Raw genomic sequence first — 25,312 nt, 5'->3', positions numbered from 1 at the left:
GTGGCGGCGGTCTGTCAGCGCCGCGTGGGGGCGGGCTCGGGGGGCGGTGCCTCGACGCGCGAAGGACGGAGTCGGGCGCGCAACAGCTCGATCGCGACCGGCAGCGCCGAGACCAGGACGATGCCGACCAGGATCAGGTCGATGTGGTCCCGCACGAAGGCCACCTGGCCCAGGAAGTACCCGAGCACGGTCACCCCGGCCCCCAGAGCACGCCGCCCAGCACGTTGTAGACCAGGAAACGGCGGTAGTTCATCCGACTGACCCCGGCGACGATCGGCGTGAAGGTCCGCACGATCGGCACGAACCGGGCCAGCACCAGCGCCTTCGGCCCGTGCCGCGCGAAGAACGCCGCCGCCTTCTCGACGTCCTCCTGCCTGAAGAACCGCGAGTCGGGCCGGCCGAACAGGCTCGGGCCGACCCGCCGCCCGAACAGGTAGCCGGCCTGGTCGCCGGCCACCGCGGCGGCGACCACCAGCAGGCAGACCAGCCAGAGCGGCTGCGTGACGTACTGGCCGTGCGCCACCAGCAGGCCGGTGGTGAAGAGCAGCGAGTCGCCGGGCAGGAAGAAGCCGATCAGCAGCCCGGACTCGGCGAAGACCACCGCCAGGATGCCGAGCAGACCGAAGTCGGTGATCAACCCGGTCGGATCGAGCCAGGCGGGGCCGAGGGCAAGGCTGTTCACGAGGGGGCACTCCGGGGGTCTCGGGGGCTCCTCCCGATGGTAAAGCATTGGCAAAGGCGACGGAGAACGGCGGACGCGCGGGCCGGTCAGAGGCCGTAGCGGGTGATGGTCCGCTGGTGGGGGGTGGGGTCGGCGCCGGCCGCGGTGGCGAGGTCGAGCCAGGCCAGCGGGTGCGGCCAGTGGGCGGTCAGGTGGTGGAGGAGGGCGTCGGCGTCGGCGGCGGAGGCGGTCGGCGGGATTCCGACGGCCGCGTAGACGCCGGGCAGCGAGCCGTCCTCGTCCGCCGGGTCGCTGATCCGGTAATCGCTGCCGCTGTAGGCCCACACCCCGTACCCCGCCGTCTCGAGGGCCGCGCGCAACTCGGCCCAGGGTTCCGGGCCGGGCCAGCCGCCGTCGATCCAGTGGGTGGTGTAGCCCGCCGGGTCGAGCAGGGTGAGCAGCTCGAAGGTGGGTCGCCAACCCTCCCGTTCCTCGGCCGGCGCGTCCTCGCCGGGGCGCGGCTCCAGCAGGGCCGGCGTGAAGACCACCACGTCGCGGTGGTTGAGCGGGACCTCGTCGCCCAGCACCGGCAGGATCCGGGCGGTGGCCGGCCCGGTGCGGACGGCGGGCAGGTCCGCCGGGGAGCCGTTGTCGCGCCGGGCCCGGACGGTGATCAGCTGCAGCTCCTCGTCGATCGGACCCTCGGAGCCGTCGAACGCGAAGCCGAGCCGGCCGGCGACCTCCCGCACCACGGCCCAGTCGCGGTTGGCGCTGGCGGCGGTCGCCAGGTGCCAGAGGTCGGCCTGCTCGACGTCCGCGTCAGCGGCCCGGGCCAGCAGCTCCTGGTAGTGGCGCTGGGCCGCCGGATGGTCGCCGAGTTCGGTGCCGGCCCGAGCGGCGAGCCGGCGCGGGGCGAGCCGCTCGGGGTCCGTCGCCAGCAGCGCCGCGCACAGCTCGGCGGCCTCCGCCCAGCGGCCCTCGGCCTCCGCCCAGCGCGCCCGCACCCAGTACGCCTGAGCCGGCGCGGTCGTGGCCAGCCGCTCGGCCAGCCGGCGGACGCCCTCCGCGTCGCGCGCCTCGATCAGCACCGACCCGAGCACGACGGGGAGGTCGGGGTGGTCCGGGTCGGCGTCCAGCCGGGCCCAGAGCAGCTCGGCCCCGGTCCGTTCCTGGCCCAGCGCTGCCAGCAGGGCGGCCAGGTTGAGCAGCAGCTCGGTAGCGGGCGCCGGGTCGTCGGCGGGCGGCTCGCCGGCCGCGGCCCAGCCGGCGGCGAGCAGATCGAGGTCGGCTTCCGGCCCCTCGGAACCGCCCGCTTCGGCGCGGGCGGCGAACCAGTCCAGCAGCTCCCCCGGAGCCACCGGCAGCTCGGCCACCGGCAGCGCCTCGGCGGCGGCGCGCAGTTCGGCGAGCGGCCCGGCCACCCCGTCCGTCCGGCGCAGCACGGCGAGCTTGCGCTCGGCGGTGCCGACCAGCGCCAGCGCGACCGTCCGCGCCCCGCGCCGGACCGCGAGCCGGCCGGCGATCAGGGCCAGGTCCAGGCACGGGCGGTGCGAGCCGGCGGCGTCCAGGTACGAGACCCAGTCGGCGAGCCGGGCGCCGAGCCCGACGTCGTTCGGGTGGTGACCGGCGACGACCAACCGCTCCACCGTGTCCGCCCAGCGGTGCCGCAGGTCGGCGTACTCCTGCGCCTCCTCGGCCGGGGGCAGCTGCGCCAGCGCCTCCGCCCAGCGGCCGAGCGCGGCCAGCCCGCGTGCCCGGTTCACCGCGAACTTGCGCCGGTCGTCGTCGTCCAGCGGGCGCCCGGTGGCGGTGTGGGCCTGCTCGGCGGTGTCCAGCGCGGCGAGCATCTCCTCGTAGCGGCCGAGCCGGTGGAGCGCGGAGGCCCGGCCGTGCCCGAAGGCGAGCGAGACCCGCTGGCCGGCCGCCTGGATCCGGGTCTGCGCCCGGTCCAGATGGGCGAGCGCGGCCTCGGCCCGCCCGTCGTCCTCCAGGGTGTCGGCGTACTCGCGGGAGAGGCAGTCGAAGCAGGCGCGGGCCGGCTCTACCCGTTCCAGCGTCTCCTCCAGCACCGCGAGCCGCTCCGGGACGTAGCCGGGGCCGTCGATGTTGGCGTGGCAGATGGTGAAGTCCTGGACGGTGCAGACCGACTGCGGGCAGCCGACGGTCTCCTCGCGGTGCGCGAACTCCAGCAGCGAGACCGCCTCGGCCATCGCCTGCTCGCCCTGGTGACGCTTGTTCAGCAGGTTCTGCAGCCGCCAGTGCCGCAGGAAGACCTCGACCCAGTCCAGCCCGAGCGCCCGGGCCGAGGCGAGCGCCTCGGGGAACATCGCGTCGAGTTGCTCGTTGCGGCCGTCCACGGCGTGGCCGGAGATCTCGGCCAGGGCGTTGGCCAGCCGGTACTGGCCGGAGTCGAGGAGCTGCTCGTGCGTGTCGTGCACCCAGCCCCAGATGTCGGTGGTCACGCGCTCTCCCCCTGCGGGTCGGACGGGTCGGACGGCTCGGGCGGCTCAGTGCCGAACAGCCCGGCCGGGTCGGCCGGCAGCACCCCGGCGGGGACGGCCGGCGCGGTGAGCGCGGCCACCGCCGTACCGACCCCGGCCAGCGCGGCGGCCAGGTCGCCGCCGGTCGGGCCGGCCGCCGCCGCCATGATCACCTTGAGCGAGCGGAGCAGCCCGGCGGCGGTGGCGCTGCCGGTGTGCCCGGAGCGGTAGGCGGTGAGCAGGTCCTGGACGGCCGGCGAGCCGGTGTTCAGGTAGAGCCGGGCCTTGACCGTGCCGTCGGTCCGGGCGGTGAACGCCCGGGCCAGCCGCAGCGCGGCGGACGGGATCCGGGCGTCCGCCTGGTCGTCCTCGATCCGGGCCTTCAGCTCGGCCTCCCGGTCCGGGACCAGCACCAGCGGCAGGCCGGGCGGGTCGAACCGGGCCGGCACCAGCAGCTCCTCCCGGTCCGCCAGCGCGGCGGCCAGCCAGGCGGTCTCCTCCGCGGGCAGCGGACGCTCGGGCTCGCGGAACAGCGCGCGGTTGCCGCTCTCGCCGCCCAGCTCGACCAGCCGGCAGCCGCGCAGTTCGGCGTAGCGGCGCAGGAACGGCAGCACGGCGTAGCGGTCACCACGGGCGATCGGGACCCGCATCGCCCGGTAGAGCATCTCCTCGAAGCCGCCGCCGCTGCCGAGCGCGACGTGCACCGCGCCGTTCCCGGCCGCCCGCAGCGCACCCGCGGTCAGGTCGCCCTGCGAGGTGGGTACCGGGACGTCGTCGGCGAGCAGGGTGAAGAGCCGTTCGTCGCAGAGTGCCGCGCCGAGCAGGTCCTGACCGTGCCGGGCGAGGATCCGGCGCCAGGCGGCGGGGTGCAGTCGGGCGGTCTCGTAGAGGCCGTCCACGATGGCCTCGGCCAGCGCCCGCTGGAGCGCGCGGTAGTGCTCGTCGCGCTGGAGGTCCTCGCGGCTGGCGGTGGGGGTGAGGCGGTTGGACTCGACCACGCCGCCGACGAACCCGGCCCAGCTGGGCAGCAGGTCGCGGGCGTCGTCGGCGAGCAGCATGCCGCGCAGGTAGACGGCCAGGTCGCGGTTGTCGCTGCTGCCGTACGTGCCGCCGTCCTGCACCCAGAGCAGGCCGACCGCGTCGGAACCCTCGACGGGCCCGAACGGGAAGGCGGTGAGCGGCTCGAAGCGACGGCCGAAGGCGGCGGCGAAGGCCATCCGGGCGGCGTGCCGGCGCTCGGCGGGAAGCCGCTCACGCCAGGGCACCGGGACGTCGTTGACCGGCCGGGCGTCGTCGCCGACGTGGACCGGGACGCCGAGCAGCACGCAGTACCGGGTGAGCACCCCGCGCAGCGCCTGCTCGTCGGCCAGGTGCGCGTGTTCGGGCTTGAGGGCCAGCTCGACCACGGTACCCGGGACCGACCGCGGGTCGGTGGGCTCGACCTGGTACTGCTCGCCGCCGCGGCTGCGGTAGCGGTGGCCGCGGGTGGGCTCGCGGTGCGAGGTGGTGGTGACGGTGACCTCGTCGGCCACCGAGAAGGCGGAGAGGAAACCGAGGCCGAAGGCACCGATCAGCTCCTCGCTGCCGGTGACCTCGCGCAGCAGCCGGGTGTAGCCGGTGCCGACGGTGGCCAGGTACGCGTGGATCTCCGGTTCGGTGAGGCCGGCGCCGGTGTCCTCGATGGTGACGGTGCGGGCGGCCGCGTCGCCCCGGACCCGGATCAGCGGGGTGGCCGCGGCGGCGCCGGCCGGGTCCTCCAGCCGGCGCCGGGTGTGCGAGTCGTGGGCGTTCTGCACGAGTTCGCGCAGCGCGACCAGCGGGGTGGAGTAGAGGTGCGTGGCGAGGACGCCCACCAGGCCGCCGAGGTCGACCTCGGTGGTCCGCAGCCGCCCGGGGGCGGGGTCGTTCGCCGGTCCGTTCGCCGGCGCGCGGTCGGGGTCCTGACCTTCGTGACCTACAGACATGAGGCCTCAGTGTGCCAGTACGACCATCAGCCGACCAGCGCTTTCCGAAGCGGCGAGTTTGCCCAGGCCGGCCGCCTGTTGAAACCTCCAGGCCGGGCTTTCCCAGGACAATCCCACCATCGGGCGAATCGACGGCCGATCCATGGCCCCGCGGCGGTGGGCTGGTGAATGCTGATCACGCGACGTCAGGCAACGGCGCAGCCGGGGCGGCCACCCCGCAGACGCCACTCGCAAGTACCTCCGCAAGGGAGACCATCGTGTCCCGTACCCGTGCCCTCACCGCCCTCACCGCCCTCGGTGCCTTCCTGCTCCTCGGCATCGGCAGCGCCCAGGCCGACGACGGCGCCGGAGCCGGCAACGGCTCCAACGCCAGCGTGGTCAGCGACTGGGGCTCCGGAAACGTGGTCGGCAGCGTGACCGGCAACGGCAACCACAGTCAGCAGACCGCCACCGGCGGCGGTGGCAGCAACCAGAACGACTCCGTCGGCGTGGCCGGCAACTCCGGCAACGTCGGCACCCTGCAGGGCAACCTCAACTTCCTGCACTCGGTGCGGTGGCATAGCTGACGCTTCGTCAGACATCGACCGGGGCGAGCCGTTCGCGGCCCGCCCCGGCCTGTTCCGGCGTGGCGTGCCCGGGCGCCGGGGCGGGCTTGCGGACCAGCAGCAGCACGAGCAGGCCGCCCGCGATCCCCAGCGCACCGGCCAGCAGGTAGCTGGCGCGCAGCCCGTCGGCGAACGCCCCGTCCACCAACGCCCGGACGTTGGCGTGAAGTTGGGAATCCGAGCGGTCGATCACCCCGGCCGCCCGGCCGCCGGCCAGCGCGTCCGCGAGCGGCCGGGGATCTGCCGCGCCCCGGGAGCGCAGCCCGTCCGACAGACCGTTCTGGAAGGCCACCCCGAGCAGCGCGATGCCCAGCGCGTTGCCCAGCTGGCGGGCGGTGTTGACGGCTCCGGCCGCCATCCCGCCGCGCTCCGGCGGCACCGCCGCCATCGCGGTGGCGGAGAGCGCGGGCACCGTCACCCCGACGCCGATGCCACTGACCGCCAGGCCGGGCAACAGCACCGGCCAGCTGGAGCCGGCCCCGACCATCGCCTGCAGCAGCGCACCGGTGCCGATCAGCAGCAGGCCGAGCCCGATCGTCAGGCGCGGGGAGACCGCGTGCAGCCGCCGCCCGGCCCCGGCCGACACCAGGCAGGAGGCCACGCTCATCGGCAACAGCGCCAGGCCGGCCGTCACCGGGCCCATCCCGCGCACCGACTGCAGCCAGAGCGAGGTCAGACCGAAGTAGGAGAAGGCCGCGCCGGACAGCAGCAGCCCGCCCAGCAGCACCCCGGCGAAGGACGGCCGGCGGAGCAGCGCGAGGTCGAGCATCGGGCGCACGGTGCGCCGCTCGACCAGCACGAACGCGACCAGCGCCAGCGCACCGAGGGCGAGCAGGCCGAGGGTGGTGGCCGAGGTCCAGCCGTTGTCGCCGCCACGGACCAGGGCGAAGGTCACCGCGCCGGTGGCCACCGTGAAGGTCAGCAGGCCGGGCAGGTCCACGCCGCGCGCGTGCGGGTTGCGGGACTCCCCGACGTACCGCAGGGTGATCAGCACCGCCAGCGCGCTGACCGGCAGGTTGACGAAGAAGATCCAGCGCCAGTCCAGGTGCTGGGTGAGCAGACCGCCCAGTACCGGTCCGGCCGCCGCCGCGGCACCGCTCACCGCGCCCCAGACGCCGAACGCCACCCCGCGGTCGCGCCCGTGGTAGGTGCTGTTCAGCAGGGCCATGGTGGTGGCGAACATCGCCGCGCCGCCGATCCCCTGAACGGCCCGGAAGGCGATCAGTGTCCCCGGTCCGGTGGCCAGCCCGCAGGCCAGCGAGGCCGCGGCGAACAGCACCAGCCCGGCGACGTAGACCCTGCGCCGGCCCACCAGGTCGGCCAGCGACCCGGCGCCCATCAGCAGCGCCGCGAGCGCGAGCGCGTAGCCGTCCATCACCCACTGCAGCTCGGCGAACGAGGTGTGCAGGCCGGACGCCATGTCCGGCAGTGCGACCGTCACCACGGTGACGTCCACCAGCAGCATGAAGGCGCCCAGGCAGACCGCGATCAGCGGCAGCCACTTTCTCATCGGTTCACTCCGTTTTGCTCCGTCCGGCTCGGTCCCCGGTCCGGTTTCGACGTCTGGAAAGCTCGCATCCGCTGCGGCTCCGGCCTACTCCGGCGCCCGCTGGATGGCGGAATCCGACATTCGCCGCCGTGGGATGATGGAAAGCGTGTCTGCCAGCGAGTCCATCGCCCCCGCCCTCGACCTGCTGGACCAGCGTCTGGTGCAGGCCCTGGAGGTGGACGGCCGGGCCCCGTTCGCCAGGCTGGCGAGTGTGCTCGGCGTCTCGGACCAGACGGTGATCCGCCGCTACCGCCGGCTGCGCGGCGACGGGCTGCTCCGGGTGGTCGGCCTGCCGGTGGGACCACGGGTCGGGCTGCTGGAGTCCTGGCTGCGGGTGCAGTGCACCCCGGACGCGGCGGTGGCGGTCGCCGACGCCCTGGCCCGCCGCCCCGACATCGCCTGGGTTACCCTCAACTCCGGTGGCACCGAGGTGACCTGCGTGACCCGGGCGCGCAGCAGGGAGGACCGGGACACCCTGCTGCTGCAGAAGCTGCCGCGCACCCAGCGGGTGACGGCGGTGAGCGCGCACTCGGTGCTGCGGGTCTTCAGCGGCGGCCCGGACCACCGGGGGACGCATCTGCTGACCGCCGAGCAGATCGCGGCGCTGGCCCCGGTGGTCCACCCCACCACGGACCGGGTTCCGCTGGACGCCGCCGACCGGGCACTGTTCGCCGCGCTGACCCAGGACGGCCGGGCCAGCTACGCCGAGCTGGCCCGCGCCACCGGCCTGTCGGAATCCACCGTGCGCCGGCGGGCCGAACAGTTGCGGGACTGCGGGGCGCTCTACTACGACGTGGAGATCGACAGCACCCTGCTCGGTTACCAGAGCGCCGCGGTGTTGTGGGCCACCGTCGCGCCGGCCGACCTCGCGGCGGTGGGCGCGGCACTGGCGGAACACCCGGAGGTCGCGTACGCGGCGGCCGTCACCGGGCCGGCGAGCCTGGTCGCGGTGCTGGTGTGCAGCGACAACGAGGCGCTGTACGAGTACCTCACCGGCCGGCTCGGGGCGCTGCCGGCGATCCAGCGGGTCGAGCTGACCCAGGTGATCCGGCAGGTCAAACGGGCCGGGATGCGGTTGGAGGGGCACCGGCTGGTGGAGCCCTAGCCAGGACTGGCCCAAAGCTCCGCCGGCAGGCCCAGGACGGCGTGCGCGAGGTGGTCCAGGCACGGGGTGAGGGCGGGGTCGGCGAGCCGGCCGGGGTGCCGGACGGCGTCGTTGACCAGGCCGAACATCGCGTGGACGCGGATCCGGGCCTCGGCGTTGTCGTAGCCGGGACGGACCTGCCGGAGCAGGTCGACCCAGATCCGCAGGAAGTCGCGGCGGAAGTCGAGGGCCGCCTTGCGGTCGGGCTCGCCGAGCCGGTCGGTCTCGCTGACCATGGCGCCCAGGTAGTGGTGGTGGCGCCGGGCGAAGTCCAGGTAGGCGCCGAGGCCGCACTCCAGCGCCTCGGCGGGGGTGGCGGCGCCGGCGATCGCCCCGGTCACCTCGTGCCAGAGCCGCTCGCGGGACCGGACCAGGGCGGCGGCGAGCAGCTCGGCCTTGGTCGGGAAGTGCTTGTAGACGCTCGGGCCGGCGATGCCGACCGCGGCGCCGAGCCGGTCGGTGGTGACGTTGTCGAAGCCGCGCTCGTGGAACAACCGGACGGCGGCGACCAGGAGTTCCTCCCGGCGGCCGGCCGGCGGCGGGTCCGGCGGGACGGGTCGGGCCGGCTGGCGCGCGGGGTGCCCGGCGCAGCGGACCGCGAGCAGCGCCAACAGCAGCTCGCGCAGCAGGCGTTCGAAACGTCGGCGCGGGGGCGCGAAGGTATGGTTGGACAGGCTCGCGCCCACCGAGAGCGCCGCCCAGAGCAGCGACTCGGCCTGCGCGGGGGCGAGTTCGGGACGGGCCGCGGTCAGCACCCGGGCCGCCCGGCGGACGTCGGCGCGCAAAGCCCGGCGCAGCTCGGCGCGTTGCGCGGGCGGGAGCAGGCGGGCGTCGCGTTGCCAGAGCGTGCCGAGCGCCCGCTGGTCGAGCGCGACCCGGGCCAGCCGCTCGGCCAGCGCGGCCGGACCGGCGGCGCCGGCAGCCGCTTCGGCGGCGGCGGATTCGGCGGCGGCGACGGCCCGGGCGAGTTCGTCCAGACCGGCCCGGACGGCCTGCCGCAGCAACTCCGGTTTGCCCCGGTAGTGCCGGTACAGCGCAGGGGCGGTGATGCCGACCGCCGCGGCCACGTCGGCCATCGAGACCTGGTGGTAGCCGTGGCGGTGGAACTGCTCGGCGGCCACCGTCAGGATCTGGGTCCGCCGCCCGCGCGGACGCCGCGCCGGTGCCGCGACCTCTCGTGCCATTCCCACCCCCTCGCCGCCACGCCCGAGATCCGGCTACCCATGATTCACATAAAGCGCTCGGAGGTCCACCCGCGGAGAGCCCCCGGGCCCGCGCCGACTCTGGACAGCGAAGCTACCGAGGATTAACTTGGCCAGCGATCACCCTGCGCCGAGAGGAGCGCCACCGTGCGCCGCACCGTGTACAACGAGGACCACGAGGCGTTCCGGAGCACCATCCGGGACTTCATCGCCCGTGAGGTCGTCCCGGTCTACGAGAACTGGGAGGCCGACGGCCACCCGCCGCGCTCGTTCTACCGGAAGCTGGGCGAGTTGGGCGTCTTCGGCATCGAGGTGCCGGAGGAGTACGGCGGCGCGGGCGAGACCGGCTTCAAGTACCAGGCCGTGATCACCGAGGAGGTCGCCCGGGCGGGCGTCAGCTTCGGCTCCTCCGGGGTGCACACCGGCCTGGTACTGCCGTACCTGCTGGAGTACGCCAACGAGGAGCAGAAGCGGCGCTGGCTGCCCGGCTTCATGTCGGGCGACATCATGACGGCCATCGCGATGACCGAGCCGGGCACCGGCTCCGACCTGGCCGGGATCACCACCACCGCCAAGCTCTCCGCGGACGGCACGCACTACGTGCTGAACGGCGCCAAGACCTTCATCACCGGCGGCGTGCTGGCCGACCTGGTGCTGGTGGTCTGCCGGACCAGCCCGTACGACCCGGCGAACCGCCGGGCCGGGCTGTCGATCCTCTGCGTGGACACCCAGTCCGAGGGCTACAGCGTCGGCCGCAAGCTCCAGAAGATCGGCCTGCGCACCTCCGACACCGCCGAACTCTCCTTCGTGGACGTCAAGGTTCCGGTGACGGACCTGCTCGGCGAGGAGGGCAAGGCCTTCAGCTACCTGACCCACAACCTGGTGCAGGAACGGCTGGCGATCGCCGTCGGCGCCTACGCGGCGGCCGCGGCGGGCATCAACTTCGCCGTCCAGTACGTCAGGGACCGCAAGGTCTTCGGCCAGCCGGTCTCCGAGTTCCAGAACACCAAGTTCACCCTGGCCGACTGCAAGTCGCAGGTGACCGCGATGCAGGCGGTCGTGGACCAGGCCCTGGAGCTCTACCAGAACGGCGAGTTGACGGTCGCGGACGCTGCCGAGGCGAAGCTGTTCTGCACCGAGGCGGCCTCCGTGGTGATCGACAAGTGCCTCCAGCTGCACGGTGGTTACGGCTACATCCTGGAGTACCCGATCGCCCGGCTCTACACCGACAACCGGGTGTTCCGGATCTACGGCGGGACCAGCGAGGTGATGCGCACCATCATCGCCAAGTCCCTGGGCCTGTAGCCGGGCTCCGGTCCCTTCGACCCTCGGCCGCCGCGGCGGCCGAGCAGCCGGGCGGGTCCCCCACCGCGCCATGCGCGACCGCCCGGTGGGGGGGGGGGGGGGGGGGGGGGGGGGGGGGGGGGGGGGGGGGGAGGGTGGGGGTGGGTGGGGGGGTGGGGGGGGGGGGGGGGGGGGGCGGAGGTGTTGTTTCGGGTGGGCGGAAGGGCGGGCTGGCCCCCCCCCCCCCCCCCCCCCCCCCCCCCGGCGCCCCCCCCCCCCCCCCCCCCCCCCCCCCCACCCCGTCCCCCTCTGCCCCGCCGTCCCCGCACCTCGTCAGGACCCCGCCGCGCCGCCGCCCCCGGAGGACGCCCATGACCGGCCCCGCGCCGTCCAGCACTTCGCTCGCCGTCGTCGCCCGGGTGCAGGCCGCGCTCGCGGCGCCCGGCACGCCGTTCGAGACCGTCGAGACCCCGCACGGGCGGCGTTACGTCAACGGGCCGGTCGTGCTGCGGGACCTCCTGGACGCCACCCGCGCCCACGGCGACCGCCCGTTCCTGCGGCTCGGCGACCGGGGCTACACCTTCGCCGAGCACCACGCCGCGGCCGCCGCACTGGCCCACCGTTGCCTGGAGCACTACGGCCTGCGCCCCGGCGACCGGCTGGCGATCGCCATGCGCAACCTCCCGGAGTGGCAGGTGGCCTTCTGGGCCGCCCAACTGGCCGGGCTGATCGCGGTGCCGCTGAACGCCTGGTGGTCCGCCGAGGAGCTGGGGTACGCGCTGGACGACTGCGCGCCCGGCCTGATCGTGGCCGACGCCGAACGCGCCGAGCGGCTCACCGGCTGGCTGGCCGGGCGGGGCGGCGAGCGGCCGTGGCTGCTGACGGTGGGAACGGCCGACGACCTTGCGGACGGAGGTCCGGGCTCGCGGACCGAGCGGTTCGCCGAGCTGCCGGCCCCCGCGGACGCCGTGGCCGCCCCGGACGTCGGGATCTCGCCCGAGGACGACGCGACCATCATGTACACCTCGGGCACCACCGGCCGCCCCAAGGGCGTGGTGGCCACCCAGGCCGCCTGGTGCGCGGCCGCCGTGAGCCCGCGGTTCTTCGGCGCGACCGCGGCGCTGACCGCCGGCCGCGACCCCGCCCAGGTCCCGCCGCAGACCGCCCTGATGACCTACCCGTTCTTCCACGTGGCCGCCTTCACCGCGCTCTTCCCGCTGATGGCGAACGGCGGGACGGCCGTGCTGATGCGCAGGTGGGACCCGGCCACCGCGCTGGAGCTGATCGCCAGGCACACGGTCACCACCTACTACGGCGTCCCGACCACCGCGCTCGGCCTGCTGGACGCCGCCGACCAGGCCGGCGACCCGCTGCCCGGCCTCGCGGTGATCAGCACCGGCGGCGCGGCCGCCCCGCCCGGCCTGGCCCGGCGGATCGCCCGGCGCTTCGCCGGCCGGGTCGAGGCCCGCAACGGCTACGGGCTGACCGAGACCTGCGGCGGGGTGATCGCCAACGTCGGCGCCCGCTACCTGGAGCACCCCGAGCGGGTCGGTCGGCCGGCCCCCGCCCTGGAGGTCCGGATCGCCGGCCCGGCGGGCGAGCCGCTGCCCGAGGGCGCGGTCGGCGAGCTGTGGCTGCGCGGGCAGGCGGTCTTCCGCGGCTACTGGAACCAGCCGGAGGCCACCGCGGCCGTGCTCAGCGACGGCTGGTTCCGCACCGGCGACCTGGCCCGGCTGCACGACGGCGAGATCTGCGTGGTCGACCGGCTCAAGGACCTGGTGATCCGCGGCGGCGAGAACGTGTACTGCGTGGAGGTGGAGGGCGTGCTGCAGGACCACCCGGCGGTCGCGGACGCGGCGGTGCTGGGAGTGCCGCACCCGCTGCTCGGCGAGGAGGTCGCGGCGGTGGTCCGGCTGCGCCCGGGCACCCGCGCCGACGCCGGGGAGCTGCGCGGGCACGTCGCGGCGCGGCTGGCGGCGTTCAAGGTGCCGGCGCACGTGGTGTTCCGCGGCGGAGCGCTGCCGCGGAACGCGACGGGGAAGGTGCTCAAGCGGCAGCTGCGCGGGGAGGTCCTCGCGCAGCTGCGGCCCTAGTTCTCGGGCGCGGCGTTGCGCCAGGCGTCCAGGCCGGCCTGGGAGGCCGCCCGGGCCTGCGCGAGGGTGCGGGCGGCGCGCTCGGCGGGGTGGGTCTCCAGCTGCCGGATCCAGCCCCGGCCCGCGGTGGCCAGTGCCACGCCGACCAGCGCGGTGCCCAGGAGCCCCGCCACCGCGCCGACCCCGCCGAGCAGCAGCCCGGCACCGAGCAGCTTCCGGTTCGGCTGGAAGCCGGTGAGGATGTTCTGATTGGTCGTCATGGGCCCACCATCGGCGAGGGCGCCCCGGCCCGCACTCCGGGGCGGTCCGACCGGGCGGTCGGACCTGCGGCCTGACCAGGTGGTTCGGGTAACATTCGGCGGGTAGTGGTTCAGACCACGAAGTAACGGTAAATCCGTGCGGCGAACGGCCGTCACCGGGTCTTTGACCAGCGTTTCCCGACCGGTGTATACGTCCAGCCGCCGGGACAGGCATACTGGCGGTGTCGGGCGGCCCGCCCGGCTGCAACGGCGAGTAAACCGAAGGGACCGGTGGTCAGGGATGTTCCGCAACGGTCTGGAGCCCTGGCACCTCCTGGTGGTGCTGGCTGTCCTCATCCTGCTGTTCGGCTCGAAGAAGCTGCCCGAGATGGCTCGCGGGCTGGGCAAGTCCATGCGCATTCTGAAGGCCGAGACCAAGGCCATGCGTGAGGAGGACACGCCGAGCGCCGGGGGCACGGCCGCCTCGACCGCCACCGAGCAGCCCCGTCCGGCGGTGGAGCCGGTCAACGTCACCAAGGCCGAGGAGACCAGGCCCACCAACACCACGGCCTGAGGCCCGGGCGCCCCGGGCCGCGCAGACCTCCCGAAGCCCCCGCCGTCACCGGACGGCGGGGGCTTCGGTCCGCCCGGGCGGGCGGCCCGGGCACGGTCCGCCCGGGCGTAGGCGTTCGAGTGGCCGTCCGGTGCGTCCCGGTGTCTGCTGGCAGGCATGGGCAGCGTCCCCCCGCCACCGAGCGTCCCGCCACCGCCGGCAAGCCCCCCACCGCCCGGGCCGCCGCCGCCCAGCCCCGCGGGGGTCCCCCCGGCCGGAGGGCGGGGCGGTTCGGGCCGGCGCCCCGCCTCGCTGCTGGCCGTGCTGCTGATCGTGCTCGGCTGTCTGGCCCTGCCACCCGCCCTGGTGGCCTTCTGGACCCGCTACGAGCTGGCCGACCCCGGCCGCTACCTCGCCGCGGTCGCCCCGCTCGCCCAGGACCCGGCGGTCCGCGCCGCCGTCATCGACCGGTCGACCGGAGCCGTCGTGCAGGCCGTGCTCAACAGCTCCGGCGCGACGGGCAACGTGATCAGCGGGGTGCTGACCGGTCCGCTGACCTCCTTCGTGCAGGGCGAGGTCGCCTCGGTGGTGGACAGCGACACGTTCACCACCATCTGGTTGGAGGTCAACCGCTCGGCGCACGCGGTCTTCGTCCAGCGGGTGACCGGCCAGGGCAACGGTGCGGTGAAGGAGCAGGGCGACCAGGTGACGCTCGACCTGGCGCCGCTGATCGACCAGGTGAAGACCAAGCTGGTGGCCGACGGGCTGTCGATCGCGGCCCAGATCCCGACCGTGCACACCAGCTACGTACTGATCAGCTCCAGCAGCCTGCACACCGCGCGCGCGGTCTTCCGGGCGCTGAACGCGGTCGGGTACTGGCTGCTGCCCGCGGCGCTGGTCTGCGCGGGGGCGGGGGTGCTGCTGGCGGTCCGGCGACGGCGGGCGCTGGTCGGCGCCGCACTCGGGTTCACGGCGGCCGCGGTGCTGCTCGGCATCGGCCTGACCGCCGTCCGGGCGTACTACCTCGGCCGGCTGCCCACCGACGTGGACCGGGCCGCCGCCAGCGCGTACTACGAGGCGCTGGTCCGGTTCCTGCGCGCGTCCGCCCGGATCGCCGCCGCACTCGGCGCGCTGGCCGCGCTGGCCGGCTGGCTGACCGGGCCCGGGCCGCGCGCGACCAGGATCCGCCGGCGCTGGCAGGGGGCGGGTGCCACGGTCCGCCGGGGGGCGGTCAGCGTCGGGCTGCGGCTCGGGCCGGTCGGGCGGCTGATCCACCGCTGCAAGGCCTGGCTGGCCTGGACGGCGGTGCTGGCGGCGGCGCTGATCCTGGTGCTCTGGAGCTACCCGGGCTGGACGGTGGTGCTGGTCCTGGCGGGCGGGCTGCTGGTGGTGCTGGCGCTGTTGGAGGTGCTGGCCGACCCGGGGGACGGTCGGCCGGCGGACCGGGGGGCGGTCAGCCGCCGGGCCTGACGATCCCGGCGCGATAGGCGTAGCGGACCGCCTGGGCGCGGTCGCGGGCACCGGTCTTCGCGAAGATCCGGTTCACATGGGTCTTCACGGTGGCCTGGCCGAGGTAGAGGCGCTGGGCGATCTCCGTGTTGGAGAGCCCCTCGGCGATCAGCACCAGCACCTCGCGCTCGCGGTCCGTCAGCCCTCCCCCGGCCTCCGGCCCGGGGGACCCCCAGGTGGGCGGGGCGACCGCGGTGCCCGCCGCGGCCGTGGGGGTCGGTGCGGCGGGCGCGGCAGCCGTGGCACCCGGCAGCGCGCCGCCGGCGACCGCGGCCACCAGGCGCTGCTGGACCACCGGGTCCATGGACGTCTGCCCGGCGCGCACGGCCCGGATCGCCTCCTCGATCCGCTCCGAGCCGGCGTCCTTGGTCAGGTAGCCCTTGGCGCCGGCCCGCAGCGCTGGGAAGATCGACGCGTCGTCCGCGTAGGTGCTGAGGATCAGCACCGGGGTGTCGGGCAGCTGCTCGGCCAGCGCGGCGGTGGCGGCGATGCCGTCCATCACCGGCATCGAGAGGTCCATCAGGACGACGTCCGGCTGATGCTCCAGCGCGACGGCCAGCGCCTCCGCGCCGTCGGCGGCCAGTGCGACCACCACCATGCCCTCGTTCAGGCCGACCAGCAGGGCCAGCCCGTCCCGGGTCACCCGCTGGTCGTCGGCGATCACCACTCGGATCACGTCCCCGTCCTCCCTGCCCTCTCCAGCCCGGCTGATCATGCCGGGACCTCCATCACGACCCGCCAGCCCTCGCCGGCCGGCCCGGCATCGCCGGAGCCACCCACCCTGGCCAGCCGCTCGCGCATGCCGCGCAGGCCGTTCCCGCCGCCCCCGGTACCGCCCGGGCCGGCCGGCAGCGGGCCCCCCGCGCCGCCCGGGCCGTTGGCGACGGTGACCACCAGCCGGTCCGTCCGGTACTCCACGAGCACCTCGGCCGCGGCGCCGCGGCCGTAGCGGGCCACGTTGGTGAGCGCCTCCTGGACGCCCCGGTAGAGCGCGAAGCCCGCCTCGGGCTCGCAGCGGCGCGGCGCGCCGCGGACCTCGAACCGGATGGTCAGGTCGAGGTCCCGGCGGCTGCGCTCGACCAGCGCCGCCAGGTCGTCGAGATCCGGCAGCCGGTCGCCGCGCAGCGCGCCGACCGCCTGCCGGGCCTCCTGCAGGCCCTCCCGGGTCAGCTCGACCGAACGGTCGATGACCTGCTGGAGCAGCGGCGCGACCTGGTCGCGCTCGGCGAGCCGGCGGGCGCCCTCCAGCTGGATCGCCAGCGCGGACAGCGACTGGGCCAGGACGTCGTGCAGCTCCCGGGCGATCCGGGCCCGTTCGGCGCCGGCCGCGGCCCGGGTCTCGGCCTCCCGGGCGTCCTCCAGCTCGGCCAGCAGCAGCTCGGTGCGGTCCTGGCTCTCCCGGCTGCGCCGCATCAGCTCGGCGGTGACCGCGAGCACCAGGCAGAGCAGCACCGCCGCCGCGGCGCTGGCGAGCGGATAGCTGGAGGTCAGCGCCAGCAGCACGGCGAGCGCGGCCACGATCGGCCCGCTGACCAGCCAGGCCGGGCGGGGCGGCAACAGCACGAAGGCGAACATCGCGGCGGCCGCGACCGGGACCTCGGAGAGCCCGCCGGACGGATCCAGGGCGGAGAGGACCAGCCCTCCTCCCCCGAGGAGCAGCACCAGCACCACCCGCCCGGCCGTCCCGAGCCCGGCGGCGCGGCCCAGGCCGGTGACGAGCAGCGGGACCGCGCAGCAGAGCAGCGCCAGGAGGACCAGCAGGCCGTGGCCGGTCAGGCCGGGCGGACTGTCGCTGGTCAGGGCACAGGCGAGGATCACCGCGAGCAGCAGCCAGTTGATCGGGCGCAGCCGGTCTCCCTGGCGCTGCTCGCGTTCGCGCACGCGCAGCCTGGCCGCGGCGATCCGGGCGCTCTCGGTGGCGGCCGGCGCGCCGATGCCGGCGGTGACCGCGCCGGCCGGGTCAGCGGTGTCGGCGGGCCGTGCCGCCGGCGGTCGGTCCCGGTCCTGCGCTGCGCTCGCCATGTCAGGCAGCTTAGGGACCCGGCGCAGGTGGCGGCCAGTGCCGGCGGCCCAGCGGGCAGGGGCGCTCACGGCCCGACCGGGACGGCCGGCCGGGTCGGGCCACCGCGAGGGTACGAGGTGTCGTCGTGCATGGCACCAGGGTGCCGCCGATTCCGGCCGTGGTCGTCCACGCGAAGGTTGATCCGAGGTTGATTCGAGGATCAACCCAAGGGTTGACGCCGCCGCGGGTGCAGAACGTGATCGTCGCGCGCGATGGTGACCGACGGCGGCCGCGCGGCCGGCGCCACCGGAGCATGTTGCCACAGGCCCCGGTGGCGCCGGATGGCATCGGGGCAGCTTCGGTCTGGCTGCTCCGGGCACTGGAGACGGCGCTGCGCGCCCCCTAGGCTGGGGTCATCGCCGCTGTTCACGGGCGGGGGCAGCGATGCGCCGTGAGTCCGCGGCGTGCCGTGAGCGCCGTCGGTCCGGGGTGTCGATTGTCGAGCTGTCGGTCACCGGGCCGTCGGTGACGGGGTGGCCGATCGCCGGAGGCGTCGATGACCCGGCTGCCGGTCGTCGGGCCGTCATCCATCGGACTGCCGGTCCGCCGGTAGGAGCCACCGGCTCGCGGGCGGGACGCGCCGGCCGCGGGCGGGAGAGGGGAGCCACGCCATGCGGGTCGGGGAGTTGAGCAGCCGGACCGGGATCCCGGTGCCCACGATCAAGTACTACCTGCGCGAGGGGCTGCTTCCGGCGGGCGAGCTGACCTGCCCCAACCAGGCGCAGTACGGCGAGCCGCACATCCGGCGGCTGAAGCTGGTCCGGGCCCTGGTGGACGTCGGCGGCCTGTCGATCGCCGCCGCCCGGCAGGTGCTGGGCGCGCTGGACTCGCCCGACGTCCCGCTGCACACCACGCTCGGCGTCGCACGGCGCGCGGCCGGGCCGCCCGCCCCGGCCGGCCCGTGCCGCAGCGGTCCGAGCTGGCAACGGGCGGTCGACGAGGCCGACGAGTGGCTGCGGCAGCGCGGCTGGCGGGTGGACCCGAACGGTCCGGCCCGCGCCTCGCTGGCCCAACTGCTGCTCACCCTGCGCGAACTGGGACAGGACGACCTGCTCGGGATGCTGGACGAGTACGCGGCCGCCGCCGAACGGCTGGCGGCGGCCGAGTTGGCGCTGGTCGGCCGGCAGCCGGACCCGGACGGGCGGCTACAGGCCGCCGTGCTCGGTACCGTACTGGGCGACACGCTGCTGGTCACGCTGCGGCGGCTGGCCCAGGAGGACGCCTGCCGGCGGGAGTTCGCGGTCTAGTCGACCGAGCCGGGTCAGTTCCCCCCGTTGTCACCGTCGTTGGCGTTGACACCCGCACCGTTCCCCAACGTGTTGATGATCGTGCCCAGTTGGCGCTGCCATCCGCTGCTGGTGGCACCGTCCACCGCGTGCTTCTTGACCAGGTCGCGCACCTGCCGCTGGGCGCCGCGCAGTTGCTGGAGGGCGTCCTGCGACCTACCGGCGGTGAGCGCGGCGGAGGCCGTGTCCAGCGTCTTGAGCAGCGCGGCCTGACGGTCGGCGGACAGCGCGGACTGGGCCACCTCGGCGCGCAGTGCGGTGAGTTCGGCGCCGGCCCGACCGGCCGGGCCGGCGGTGGTCGGTACGAGCGGCAGGGCCGGCCCGCTCGGCAGCTGTCCCGGCGCGCCGACCGGCGCCGCACCGGCTCCCGGAGCCCTGCTCGTCGCGGCCGCCGAGGTGCCGGCGGCCGAGCGCGAGCCGACCGGCGTGCCACCGTTCGAACCGGCGAACGCGAAGGCCCCGACCACCACGACGCCGAGCAGTCCGGCGGCGCCGAGCAACAGCGCCGGGGTGCGCGAGCGGCGCGGCGCCGGGCCGTCGGCCGGCTGGTACGGTGCGTCCGCCTCCGGCATCGACGCCATCACCGAGGTCGGCGCGCCGGGCGGGCGGAATCCGGCCGGCTGCTGCGGCGGCAGCACGCTGGTCCGGCCCGCGTCCGGGTCGAACCGGCCGAACCCGTCGCCCTGCGCCGGTATCGCCGAGGTCAGCAGCTCGGTGGTGCGGTTGACGGCCCCCGCGACCGGCACCGCCGCGAGCAGCTCGGCCCGGGCCGCGGCGGCGTCCGCCGGTCGGTCCGCGGGCCGCTTCGCCAGCAGCCGCAGCACCGCCGCGTCCAGCGCGGGCGGCACGTCCGGCCGGTGCCGGCTCGGCGCCACCGGCTCTTCGCTGACCTGCTTGAACGCGATGCCGACCGGCGTCTCGGCGGTGAACGGCGGCTCACCGGTGAGCATCTCGACCAGCACGCAGCCCAGCGCGTAGAGGTCGGCCCGGCCGTCCACCTCGGCCGCGGTGGCCTGCTCGGGCGAGAGGTAGGCGGCGGTGCCGAGCACGGTGGCGGTCTGGGTGAGCTGCTGGCCGGAGGCGCTGGCCCGGGCGATGCCGAAGTCGACGACCTTCACCCCGCCGTCGTCGGTGATCATGATGTTGCCCGGCTTGATGTCACGGTGCACCAGGCCGGCCGCGTGGGCCACCTCCAGCGCCTCGCAGACCGCGGCGGCCACCCCGACCGCGCGCTCCACCGGCAGCGGGCCGCCCTCGGCGAGCAACGAGCTGAGCGAGCGGCCGCGGACCAACTCCATCACGATGTACGCGGAGCCGGCGTCCATGCCGGAGTCGAAGACCATGGCGATCCGTGGGTGCACCAGCATCGCGGCGTGCTGCGCCTCGCGGGCGAACCGCTCGGCGAACCGTGGGTCCTCGGCCAGACCGCCGTTGAGCACCTTCACCGCGACCGGGCGGTTCAGCACCCGGTCCACCCCGTGCCACACGGTGGCCATGCCACCGACGCCCAGCGCGCCGACGAGTTCGTAGCGGCCGTTCAACGCCCGTCCGATCACGTGGTCCCGCTCCCTGTCCTCGGTCGGCCGGGGCTCCCGCTCGCGCCCGACACCCGGCCATGATCCGGCATCTTCCCTCCGGGTGCGGCGGCGGGGCCGCGCCTCGCCGGCCACCGTACCGAGCCCGGGCCGGGTCTCACAGCCCGGAACACCGTCCGGACGGGCCGGAGCCGGTGCTAGCGTCGCTGCCACTCCCCCTCTCCCAGGAGGACTTTCGATGACCACCGCGCTGAACTCCGCCGGGCCGGACTCCGCCGCTCTGGACTCCGCCGGGCCCAACTCCGCGGCACCGCTCGACGCCGGGCCGCTGCTCCACGCCCGGGACGTCGACGTGGTCCGGGACGGGCGCCACCTGCTCCGCTCGATCTCACTGACCATCCGGCCCGGCGAGCACTGGGCGGTGCTCGGCGCCAACGGCGCGGGCAAGAGCACCCTGCTCGCCCTGCTCGGTGCCGTCTCGCACCCCACCCGGGGCGAGGTGCACGTGCTCGGCCGTCGGCTCGGCCGGGTGGATCTGCGCGAACTCCGGTCGTACCTGGGCCATGTGAACCCACGCCACCCGTTGCGCTCACCGCTCAGCGTGCGCGAGGTGGTGCTGACCGGCCTGACCAACAGCGTCGAGCCCGCGCCGCGTTGGACCCCGAGTGCCGAACAGCTCGCACACGCCGACGAGTTGATCGCCGCCCTCGGCATGGCCGCGCGTTCCGGTGCGTCCTGGACCACGCTCTCCCAGGGCGAGCGCGGCCGTACCCTGATCGCCCGCGCCCTGATGCCCGAGCCACGCCTGCTCCTGATGGACGAGCCGGCCACCGGTCTCGACCTCACCGCCCGCGAGCAACTCCTCGACAGTCTCGACGAGTTGCGCGAGCGACACCCGGCGCTGGCGAGCGTCCTGGTCACCCACCACCTGGAGGAGCTGCCGACCAGCACCACGCATGCCCTGCTGCTCCGGGACGGCGAGTGCGTGGCGACCGGCGAGGTCGGCGACGTCCTCACCACCGACCTGGTCAGCGCCTGTTTCCGCCACCCCGTCCGGATCACCCGCGAGGACGGTCGCTGGGCCGCCCGCGCGGCGGGGCGACGTACGACGGGGCAAGCCACGACAGGGAGGCGTACGGCGGGGCTTACGGTGGGGCGTCCGACGGCTCCGCTCGACGGCCTGCCTCAGTAGCCGCCCCCTTGTCGGTTGCCCGCCAGGCCACGCGGGCTCGCGAGGCGTTCCCGCCCTTCGGCCCTCCGGACCACCGGGCCGGATGCGCTTCGTCCGGCCGGTGACCGGCGCGGTGATCTTCACGTCGGCGGCCGGCCGGCCGATCGACGGCGAACCCAACCGGTCTGCGCGACGACTCGGCGATGATATTGACAGGCGGATTATCTAAGTACTTAATTAAGTACTTAGATGCCGCCTTGCCGGGCACCCCATCGAGAGAGGACACCCGCCATGACCGTCCGTTCGACCGGCCCCAGAGCTGGGCCCTGGACATCGCCCTCGCCCAGGGCGGCTTCGACGCCCTGCATCCCCAGGCCAAGGGCACCCTGGAGCAGCTCGGCCACGACCACACCGACTTCGACAAGGTCTTCGAGCTGGTCCGCAGTGGGGCCATGCTCCCCAAGGCCTGGGCCACCGTGGCCGGACAGGCCGAGGAACGCGCCGCCCACCACGAGCGCGGCGGCTTCGCGCAGACCGCCGCCGACCTGTACGTGCGCGCCTCGGTGATGTGGGGCCGCGCGCAGTACTCGATCTTCGATGCCACCGACCCGCGCAAGCTCGCCTTCCGCGAGCACGCCAACCACTGCGTCGAGCGCCTGGGCGCGCTGCGCGACAACCGGGTGCGCCGCGTCGTCCTCGACTTCGAGGGCAAGCAGATCTTCGCCCTGCTGCACCTGCCGGCCGGCGAGGTCCGCAACGCCCCCGCGGTGATCCTCGGCCCGGGGATGGACATGATCAAGGAGGACTACATCTACGCGGCCGAGCGGTACTACACCTCGCGCGGCATCGTCGCCCTGTCCATCGAAGGGCCGGGCCAGGGCGAGAGCCGGGCCAACGGGCTGACCGTCGACCTCACCAACCACGAGCGCGCTATCAGCCGCTACATCGACCACCTGGCCTCGCTCCCGGAGGTCGACCCGGCCCGGATCGGCATGTTCGGCATCTCGATGAGCGGCTACTGGGGCTCGCGCGCCGCCGCCACCGACCGCCGCCTCGCCGCGCTGGCCGCCTTCGAGGCCGTCACCGGCGACTTCACCACCATCTTCGAGCGCGCCCAGCCCACCTTCAAGAACAACTACATGTTCATGGCCGGCTACACCGACGAGGACGCCTTCGACACCGAGTTGGTCGCCCGGATGCCGCTGGGCGACCTGGTCCAGGAGATCACCTGCCCGGTCGTCTACGGCATCGGCGAGTTCGACGAACTCACCGTGCTGGAGCAGGCACTGGCCAACTACGAGCGGGTGCGGGCACCCAAGGAGATGCGCGTCTACGAGAACGAGTTCCACCCGCTGGGCGGCACCGCCGCCGAGGTCTTCCGGTTCGGCGCCGAGTGGGTCGAGCGCGCCCTGAACGGCGAGTTCGCCGAGCCGGGCCGCGACGTGCGGCACTACGTCCACAGTGACGGCCGCACCACCGACGGCACCGCCAACCCCACCTGGTGGCTCGACACCGTGCCCGCCCGGATCACCGACGCCCGCCAGGCGTGACACCACCGGCGCCGATCGTCGGGGCGGCGAGCGAGGGCGCCCCGCCCCGACGGGAGGGAGACCCGACAACCCGGCGACCCGCCCGCCCGCGGGTCGAAGAACGTGCCGGTGCCCGTCACCCGGCCGGCCCGTCGAGCGGAGTCACGGTGCCGCATCAGGCGACGTTCGCCCTGCTGGTCGGACGGACCCCTGTGGCCACCGGCGCGGCGAGTTCCTTCGTCATGAAGACGCGGCTGGTGCCCGGCGGATCGCACGGGACCTCGCCCAGCTCTCGCCAGCCGTGCTTCCGGTAGAACCCGGGGGCCTGGAAGCTGATCGTGTAGAGCACCGCCACGTGGCAGCCGCGTGCGCGGGCCTCCTGCTCGGCGTGTCGAAGTACCTGGCTGCCGAGCCCGCTGCCGCGCAGTTCGGGCGGGAGGAAGAGGAGGTCGACGAAGAGCAGCCCGAGCGAGGTGCGCCCGGTCAGTCCGCCGATCACCTCGTGCGTCTCGGGATCGCGGACCAGGACGGCGAGCGGTCGCCGGTCGTCGATTCCCGTCCTCTCGGTGTTGAACCGGTCCAGGGCCTCGGAGATGAACGCCAGGTCCGCGGGCCGCGGGGCATCGGTGACATCGAGGTCCGCCCGGGTCTCGGGGCGCGGTGGCGCGCTGTCGGTCGTGTCGGATTCGGACATGGATCCTCCGGTGCGGTGGGCGGGGTTGGCGGGACGTCCGGTGCGGGGCGTGTTCCGCGCACGTCGACGACGCTAGGGCGATGACGCTTCGGCGGGCGCCGAAGCGTCATCGGTGACAATCGGATGCGTGGACGTTCGGCGCGCGGATGACGTGGGTGTGGACCTGGCGGCCGTGGCCCGGCTGCTGGCCGATGGGACCCGGGCCGCCTTCTGTCTGGCGCTGCTGGACGGCCGGGCCTGGACGGCGACCGAGCTGGCGCGTCATGCCGGGGTCGCGGCGTCCACCGCGACCGAGCACCTGAACCTGCTCGTGCGCGGCGGGCTTCTCGTCGAGGAGCGGCACGGACGCCATCGCTACGTGCGGCTGGCCGGCACCAGGGTGGTCGAGCTGATCGAGAGCCTTGCCGCGCTGGCCCCGCACCGCGCCGCCCCGGCACGTTCGTTGGCGGCCGTCGGCCGTCGGCAGGCACTCGCCCGTGCGCGCCTGTGCTACGACCACCTGGCGGGAGCGGTCTCGCTGGCGATCACCGATGCGATGGCCGCGCGCGGGCTGCTCGAGTGGGGTCACGAGCCGGGGCTCACCGACGAAGGGGCGGCTTGGCTGGCCGCGGTCGGAATCACGCTGCCCAGCGGCTCGCGCAGGCCGCTGGTGCGTGCGTGCCTGGACTGGACCGAGCGCCGCCCCCACCTGGCCGGTGCCGTGGGCGCCGCTCTGTGCGGCCACGCGCTCGCCGTCGGCTGGATCACCCGGATCGGCACCACGCGCGCGCTGGCCGTCACCGACACCGGCCGGCGAGCGCTACACGAGCGACTCGGCCTGCCACTGGCGGATCACTGAGCCCATCGGGCAGGTGCCGGTGACGCGGGCGCCGGCGAACACGCTACGAGCCCGATCGCCGGACGGCGCGCGACGACGGGGCGAGAGGTGCCTGATGGCGGGCGATGCCTGCTGGCGAGTGGTGCCTGATGCGCTACTAGCTGGCGCCCGAGGCGGACGGCCGCTGCTTCAGCTTCTGCCACACGACCTCCAGCGCGGCGATGTCGTCATCGTCCAGGAGGTCGTTGAAGACCTCCGCGAGGGCTTCGCGGCGGGTGGCGTCCGCGGCACCGAAGGCGTCGCGCCCGGCGGCGGTGAGCGAGACGCGGACCGAGCGGGCGTCGTGCGGGGAGACGCTGCGCTCGACCAGGCCGCGCTCCCCGAGGGAGTCGATGACCCGGGAGACCTGGCTGCGACTGAGCAGGGTCTTCGCACCGAGGTCGGAGGCGGCGACGGGCTCGCTCTGGTCGTACAGCCAGAGCATGACCTCGAACCAGGAGAGCGGCAGGTCGTGTGCGCGCACCAGGGCTCGATCGACCCGGGCGCTCAGCGTGGTGCCGGCCCAGACCAGTCCGTAGAAGGCGTGGTCGCGGGCGGCGAGTTCGCCGAGGGTGATGTCGGTGCGTGGCATGGGTCGAGTCTAACGCGCGAGTTGCGTGCGCACACACGGATCTGCTTGTGCGTGCACACGCACGCAACTGGCCGCCGGTTGCGTGCGCGTGCACACAACATCCAAACCATTGCGTGCATGTACACGCACCCAATGCCCCTCGACTCGTGCGTGTACACGCAATGGCCCCTGTCCCCCACCCCCACAGCGGGGGGGGGGGGGGGGGGGGGGGGGGGGGGGGGGGGGGGGCGAAGCGGAAGGAGGGGGGACCCGGGGGGGGGGGAGCGCCCAGTGGGTCAGACCCCTCCTGGCGAGGAGCCGGCGG

Annotated in this window: 20 protein-coding genes and 1 pseudogene; 10 read left to right on the top strand and 11 right to left on the bottom strand. The window is 74.8% G+C overall.

Annotated elements, in window-relative coordinates; translation table 11 throughout:
- Positions 1-14: 14 nt before the first annotated feature.
- The 3 genes and pseudogenes from ACZ38L_RS04320 to ACZ38L_RS04310 form a co-directional block, all read right to left on the bottom strand.
- Positions 15-682 (bottom strand): annotated as a pseudogene (locus ACZ38L_RS04320) (DedA family protein).
- Positions 683-768: 86 nt separating this feature from the next.
- The gene (locus ACZ38L_RS04315) at positions 769-3,123 is read right to left on the bottom strand and encodes an ATP-binding protein (protein ID WP_465689066.1); all 2,355 of its coding nucleotides are present in this window, start codon (positions 3,121-3,123) and stop codon (positions 769-771) included.
- Positions 3,120-5,105, bottom strand: coding sequence for an ATP-binding protein (locus ACZ38L_RS04310; RefSeq protein ID WP_465689064.1), 1,986 nt, complete (start codon positions 5,103-5,105; stop codon positions 3,120-3,122). Before ACZ38L_RS04310 ends, ACZ38L_RS04315 begins: the two co-directional genes overlap by 4 nt.
- Positions 5,106-5,362: 257 nt before the next feature.
- On the opposite strand from ACZ38L_RS04310, the gene ACZ38L_RS04305 reads away from it, so the two are divergent.
- Complete coding sequence (locus ACZ38L_RS04305) at positions 5,363-5,671, top strand: hypothetical protein (protein WP_465689062.1); 309 nt, start codon at positions 5,363-5,365, stop codon at positions 5,669-5,671.
- Positions 5,672-5,678: 7 nt separating this feature from the next.
- On the opposite strand, the gene ACZ38L_RS04300 is transcribed toward ACZ38L_RS04305, so the two are convergent.
- Positions 5,679-7,220: an MFS transporter gene (locus tag ACZ38L_RS04300; protein WP_465689060.1), complete on the bottom strand. Its 1,542-nt coding sequence runs from the start codon at positions 7,218-7,220 to the stop codon at positions 5,679-5,681.
- Positions 7,221-7,356: 136 nt separating this feature from the next.
- Here ACZ38L_RS04300 and ACZ38L_RS04295 point away from each other — a divergent pair, with 136 nt between their 5' ends.
- The gene (locus ACZ38L_RS04295) at positions 7,357-8,364 is read left to right on the top strand and encodes an Lrp/AsnC family transcriptional regulator (protein ID WP_465689117.1); all 1,008 of its coding nucleotides are present in this window, start codon (positions 7,357-7,359) and stop codon (positions 8,362-8,364) included.
- On the opposite strand, the gene ACZ38L_RS04290 is transcribed toward ACZ38L_RS04295, so the two are convergent.
- Positions 8,361-9,587 (bottom strand): TetR/AcrR family transcriptional regulator, encoded by a 1,227-nt coding sequence (locus ACZ38L_RS04290; RefSeq protein ID WP_465689058.1) that lies wholly within the window; start codon positions 9,585-9,587, stop codon positions 8,361-8,363. The genes ACZ38L_RS04295 and ACZ38L_RS04290 overlap by 4 nt on opposite strands.
- A gap of 165 nt (positions 9,588-9,752) precedes the next feature.
- Between ACZ38L_RS04290 and ACZ38L_RS04285 the strand changes: the two genes are divergently transcribed.
- Positions 9,753-10,910, top strand: coding sequence for an acyl-CoA dehydrogenase family protein (locus tag ACZ38L_RS04285; RefSeq protein WP_465689056.1), 1,158 nt, complete (start codon positions 9,753-9,755; stop codon positions 10,908-10,910).
- 350 nt (positions 10,911-11,260) lie between these two features.
- Entirely contained in the window at positions 11,261-12,982 is a 1,722-nt protein-coding gene (locus tag ACZ38L_RS04280; protein ID WP_465689054.1) for a class I adenylate-forming enzyme family protein, read from the top strand.
- Here ACZ38L_RS04280 and ACZ38L_RS04275 read toward each other — a convergent pair.
- Positions 12,979-13,242 carry a hypothetical protein gene (locus ACZ38L_RS04275; protein ID WP_465689052.1) on the bottom strand — a complete coding sequence of 88 codons (264 nt, stop codon included), beginning with the start codon at positions 13,240-13,242 and terminating at the stop codon, positions 12,979-12,981. The genes ACZ38L_RS04280 and ACZ38L_RS04275 overlap by 4 nt on opposite strands.
- 280 nt (positions 13,243-13,522) lie before the next feature.
- On the opposite strand from ACZ38L_RS04275, the gene tatA reads away from it, so the two are divergent.
- Together tatA and ACZ38L_RS04265 are read left to right on the top strand one after the other, a co-directional pair.
- A complete protein-coding gene (gene tatA / locus ACZ38L_RS04270; RefSeq protein ID WP_465689050.1) occupies positions 13,523-13,795 on the top strand; it encodes a Sec-independent protein translocase subunit TatA in 273 nt (90 codons plus the stop codon).
- A gap of 300 nt (positions 13,796-14,095) precedes the next feature.
- Positions 14,096-15,244: a hypothetical protein gene (locus ACZ38L_RS04265; protein WP_465689048.1), complete on the top strand. Its 1,149-nt coding sequence runs from the start codon at positions 14,096-14,098 to the stop codon at positions 15,242-15,244.
- Here the strand turns inward: ACZ38L_RS04265 and ACZ38L_RS04260 are convergent.
- Positions 15,228-15,998, bottom strand: a complete 771-nt coding sequence (locus ACZ38L_RS04260) for a response regulator (RefSeq protein ID WP_465689047.1) — start codon at positions 15,996-15,998, stop codon at positions 15,228-15,230. The two genes, ACZ38L_RS04265 and ACZ38L_RS04260, sit on opposite strands and share 17 nt — an antisense overlap.
- Complete coding sequence (locus tag ACZ38L_RS04255) at positions 15,995-17,305, bottom strand: sensor histidine kinase (protein WP_465689045.1); 1,311 nt, start codon at positions 17,303-17,305, stop codon at positions 15,995-15,997. The genes ACZ38L_RS04260 and ACZ38L_RS04255 overlap by 4 nt, the downstream gene beginning before the upstream one ends.
- A gap of 651 nt (positions 17,306-17,956) precedes the next feature.
- Here ACZ38L_RS04255 and ACZ38L_RS04250 point away from each other — a divergent pair.
- Positions 17,957-18,592: a MerR family transcriptional regulator gene (locus ACZ38L_RS04250; protein WP_396555973.1), complete on the top strand. Its 636-nt coding sequence runs from the start codon at positions 17,957-17,959 to the stop codon at positions 18,590-18,592.
- A gap of 14 nt (positions 18,593-18,606) precedes the next feature.
- Here ACZ38L_RS04250 and ACZ38L_RS04245 read toward each other — a convergent pair whose 3' ends face one another.
- A complete protein-coding gene (locus ACZ38L_RS04245) occupies positions 18,607-20,187 on the bottom strand; it encodes a protein kinase domain-containing protein (protein ID WP_465689043.1) in 1,581 nt (526 codons plus the stop codon).
- Between the two features lie 217 nt (positions 20,188-20,404).
- On the opposite strand from ACZ38L_RS04245, the gene ACZ38L_RS04240 reads away from it, so the two are divergent.
- Positions 20,405-21,358 (top strand): ABC transporter ATP-binding protein, encoded by a 954-nt coding sequence (locus ACZ38L_RS04240; RefSeq protein ID WP_465689041.1) that lies wholly within the window; start codon positions 20,405-20,407, stop codon positions 21,356-21,358.
- Positions 21,359-21,594: 236 nt separating this feature from the next.
- Positions 21,595-22,887 (top strand): alpha/beta hydrolase, encoded by a 1,293-nt coding sequence (locus ACZ38L_RS04235; protein ID WP_465689039.1) that lies wholly within the window; start codon positions 21,595-21,597, stop codon positions 22,885-22,887.
- Positions 22,888-23,041: 154 nt separating this feature from the next.
- On the opposite strand, the gene ACZ38L_RS04230 is transcribed toward ACZ38L_RS04235, so the two are convergent.
- Positions 23,042-23,560 (bottom strand): GNAT family N-acetyltransferase, encoded by a 519-nt coding sequence (locus ACZ38L_RS04230; protein ID WP_465689037.1) that lies wholly within the window; start codon positions 23,558-23,560, stop codon positions 23,042-23,044.
- Between the two features lie 127 nt (positions 23,561-23,687).
- Here ACZ38L_RS04230 and ACZ38L_RS04225 point away from each other — a divergent pair, with 127 nt between their 5' ends.
- The gene (locus ACZ38L_RS04225) at positions 23,688-24,398 is read left to right on the top strand and encodes an ArsR/SmtB family transcription factor (protein WP_465689035.1); all 711 of its coding nucleotides are present in this window, start codon (positions 23,688-23,690) and stop codon (positions 24,396-24,398) included.
- Positions 24,399-24,534: 136 nt separating this feature from the next.
- Here ACZ38L_RS04225 and ACZ38L_RS04220 read toward each other — a convergent pair whose 3' ends face one another.
- Positions 24,535-25,008 carry a MarR family winged helix-turn-helix transcriptional regulator gene (locus ACZ38L_RS04220; protein WP_465689033.1) on the bottom strand — a complete coding sequence of 158 codons (474 nt, stop codon included), beginning with the start codon at positions 25,006-25,008 and terminating at the stop codon, positions 24,535-24,537.
- Between the last annotated feature and the right edge of the window lie 304 nt (positions 25,009-25,312).

This window comes from Kitasatospora sp. NPDC024654, from assembly GCF_055559155.1.
The sequence above is the reverse complement of the archived record's forward strand: the minus strand, read 5'-3'. Positions and strand labels throughout refer to the sequence as shown.